The organism is Curtobacterium sp. Csp2, assembly GCF_013347165.1.
Genome location: NZ_CP054593.1, coordinates 3,626,868 through 3,630,267, shown reverse-complemented (window position 1 = coordinate 3,630,267; position 3,400 = coordinate 3,626,868). Strand labels below are relative to the sequence as shown.

3 protein-coding genes and 1 pseudogene are annotated in these 3,400 nt (G+C 66.9%); 3 read left to right on the top strand and 1 reads right to left on the bottom strand.

Annotated elements, in window-relative coordinates:
* Positions 1-332 precede the first annotated feature (332 nt).
* The 3 genes from HUN59_RS17620 to HUN59_RS17610 all read left to right on the top strand — a co-directional run bounded on the left by HUN59_RS17620 (position 333) and on the right by HUN59_RS17610 (position 2,950).
* Entirely contained in the window at positions 333-1,427 is a 1,095-nt protein-coding gene (locus HUN59_RS17620) for a type I restriction endonuclease (RefSeq protein ID WP_174779118.1), read from the top strand.
* 163 nt (positions 1,428-1,590) lie between these two features.
* Positions 1,591-2,259, top strand: coding sequence for a hypothetical protein (locus HUN59_RS17615; RefSeq protein ID WP_174779117.1), 669 nt, complete (start codon positions 1,591-1,593; stop codon positions 2,257-2,259).
* A gap of 67 nt (positions 2,260-2,326) precedes the next feature.
* Entirely contained in the window at positions 2,327-2,950 is a 624-nt protein-coding gene (locus HUN59_RS17610; RefSeq protein WP_174779116.1) for a DNA alkylation repair protein, read from the top strand.
* A gap of 157 nt (positions 2,951-3,107) precedes the next feature.
* Here the strand turns inward: HUN59_RS17610 and HUN59_RS17605 are convergent.
* Positions 3,108-3,400, bottom strand: a pseudogene (locus tag HUN59_RS17605) (polysaccharide deacetylase family protein); the annotation flags it as partial.

Below are 3,400 nucleotides of genomic sequence, written 5' to 3'. Positions count from 1 at the left end.
CGCGTCCCGATGCTCGCCACGGCGCTGCCCACGGTGTCGGACGGTGGGGGGGGGGGGGGGAGGTCTGGGACATCGTGTTCCTGGAGCTGCGGTGTGCGTGGCGACTCTTGTGGAGTCACGCTCAGGAGTGCGGTGATTGCATACAATCACGGGTACTCGCTCGCTTTTGTATACGTGACGTTTCGAACTTGTAACGCTGCGCCTATGCCGCTTGGACTCGTCCTCCGGCACCTCGCTCCGAGGTCTGCGGTGTCCCTCGCTCTGGGGCTCGGTGAGAACCCCTCGAGTTGACGACCGGTCACTTATCCTGAGTGTGAGGACAGGAGTGAACGATGGAGTTCGAAGAGCGTCTCGCTGCGTTGGCCACGAAGGTGCACAACCAACGCCAGGCGATCCAGACCGAGGAGGCCACGAAGAACGCGTTCGTGATGCCCTTCATCTCGACGATCCTCGGGTACGACGTGTTCAACCCCCTCGAAGTCGTTCCGGAGTTCACGGCGGACGTCGGCGTGAAGCGTGGGGAGAAGGTCGACTACGCGATCATGCGCGACGGTGAGGTGCAGATCCTCATCGAGTGCAAGAAGTCCACGGAGCCGCTCAAGATCGAGCATGCATCCCAGCTCTTCCGGTACTTCTCCGTCACGAACGCACGCATCGCCGTGTTGACCAACGGCGAGGTCTACAACTTCTACACGGATCTCGACGCACCGAACAAGATGGACGACCGACCGTTCCTCGTGCTCGACCTAGCCGACATCGACGAGACACTCCTGCCGGAGCTCAGCAAGCTCACGAAGGACGTGTTCGACCTCGATTCGGTGATCAGCGCGGCCGAGGAACTCAAGTACGTTGGCGCGCTGAAGCGTGCCATCGCCGTACAGTTCCGGGAGCCCGAGGAGGACTTCGTCCGACTCTTCGCGTCGCGTGTCTACGAGGGGCGCTTCACCCAGGAGGCGCGCAGCCAGTTCACGACGCTCGTCGCCAAGGCCTCGAAGCAATTCCTCAACGAACAGGTCAACGACCGCTTGAAGACGGCGCTCGGTGCCTCCTACACGGCGCCGATCGAGCAAGCTGCTTCCGTCGAGGCGCTCTCGAGCGAGCTGGTGGTGGAAGAGGACATAGATCGAGACACCGAGCTCGAGACTACGCCCGAGGAACTCGAGGGCTATCAGATCGTCAAGGCCATCGCCTGCAGCGAGGTCAAGCCCGAGCGCATCGTGCACCGGGATCAGAAGTCGTACTTCGCCATTCTGCTCGACAACAACAACCGTAAGCCGATCGCGCGCCTCTGGTTCAACGGGAAAAAGCAGAAGTACATCGGGTTGTTCGACGAGGACAAAGTCGAGACGCGGCATCCCATCGACTCGCTCGAGGACATCTACCTGCACGCGGATGCCCTGCGGGTGTCCGTGTCACGATTGCGCTGAAGTGAAGGCGGTTCACGAACCCTCCGGCCGGGTGTTCTCCCCCGACGAGGTGGGAGACGAGCTCCGGGGAGGCCCCTGGCGTTGCGCCTGGGCCGGTTGCGGCGCACGACTCTTCCATTCGAGGAGCACTGTTCGAAAGCTGGCGTCAGGTGGCGCAGTGCCCGTGGCGGCCAAGTTCTCGTGCTTCTCCGGCTCCGTCCACGCGCTCGTGCCGCATGGTGCGCCGCGCAGATCGACGGACAGCTCCGCACCTGTGGCGGGCGTGTATGAGCACATCCATCGTTTGACGGGTGTCCCGGTGCCCGAGTCGCGACGGTCGGCCGTCGACTCCGCTCCGACCGGACAGTCGCGAACGCAGTACGCCTACGGCACTCCTGTGGGCGGTGTCGTCGGCCTTCGTGCTTTCGCTTTGCAGGTCGGTGCCGACGAGGACTTCGGCCGTCGCGAGAAGATCCGGTTCGGCGGCATCGATTACTGGTGGCATGAGCTGGCCTTCGCTCCCACCGGGAACACGTTCAGTGCGCTGACGGCATCCATCGAGACTCAGGTCACGAAGCACCGCGCGTACTACGTGGAGGGGCTGGCGAAGTACCACGCGTACCCGGTGGCTGAAGGAAAACGCTTGGAGCTGACGCTTCTGGACGCGTCCGGACGAAGCGACGATGCGATCAGCGTGTTCATGCCGAACTCGCACCACCTGGGAGCGCTCACGTCGGCTGTGGCGGCTGGCGCACCATTTGCGCTGTTCTCGTCCGAGACATTCGTGAAGAACACCGGACGTGCGGCACTCAGCTTGGCGGATGACTCCCAGCTGCTGCCCCTGTCCGGCTGATCTGCGCCTGACGGACCCGGCCGTTCCTCGTGTCGAACGATCCATGGCGACGAGTACCGTGGCGGTGATGCAGACACGCGACGCCGAGGCGGTCCTCGCCGCCCTCGCGCGCACCTCCGGCGATCTCCACGGTGCCCGGAGGGTCGCCCGGCAGTTCGCCGACCTCGACGCGGGGGAGCGGTCCGCCCTGCTCTGGAGCGAGGACCCCGGCGCGCGGCTCGTCGCGGTGGTGCTCCTCGTGCAGGCGATGCGGGCGCGGCCGGACCCCGAGCTGACGGACGAGTACCTCGCCGCGGCAAAGGCGGAGCGTTTCGGGGACACCACGCTCGTCGACTTCGCGGCGGAGGAGCTCGTCGGCGCCCCGCTCGTGGGCGGGTCGACCGGGCCGCTGTTCGCGCTCGTGAAGTCCGACGTGGCGATGGTGCGCCGGATCGCGGTCGTGGCGACCCTGGCGTTCGCGAAGCAGGGCGACGCCGAAGTCCCGCTCGGGATCGTCGGGCGGCTCGTCCGCGAGCGCAGCGACACCGTGCAGTCGGCGCTCGGGTGGGTCCTGCGCGAGACCGGCAAGCGGGCGTCCGAGCCGGCGCTCGTGGCGTTCCTCGAGCGGCACGGGCGGTTCCTGACCCCGGCGGCACGGGCGACCGCGACCGAGCACCTGCCCCCAACCGAGCGCGACCGGCTGCGCGCCTGACCGCCCGCCCGCGCCCGCTCGCCCGCTCGTCCGTCCGCCCGCCGGCTCGCAAAACGCAACTGCGGCGGTTTCTCGCAGCGACATTCCGCTGCGAGGAACCGCCAGCGTTGCGTCTTGCGGGACCGATCGCCGGGAAGCGACTCGCGCGGGGCCGGGGTCAGTGGGAGAACACGTCGTCGAGCGTGTAGGTCGCCAGGCCGCGCTGCTCGAGCAGGGCGTGGAGCCGCGGCAGCGCGCCGATCGTGCCCAGGTGGTTCGCGTGCCCGATGACGATGTGCGCCGGCTGGAACCACTGCTCCGCGAAGCCGACAATCTGGTCGGACGTGATGTCCCCGGAGTCCGCGAGCGTCCCGTACCAGAGCAGCGGGGTCGTGTAGCCGACGGCCGCCGCCGCCCGGTCGACCCGGGCGTCGTGGTAGCCGAACGGCGGCCGGAAGTACGGCTTCGCGT

Excerpts from the sequence above, each read along its gene's own strand:
- HUN59_RS17620 (WP_174779118.1), top strand. The coding sequence starts at position 333 with ATGGAGTTCGAAGAGCGTCTCGCTGCGTTGGCCACGAAGGTGCACAAC.
- HUN59_RS17610 (WP_174779116.1), top strand. The coding sequence starts at position 2,327 with ATGCAGACACGCGACGCCGAGGCGGTCCTCGCCGCCCTCGCGCGCACC.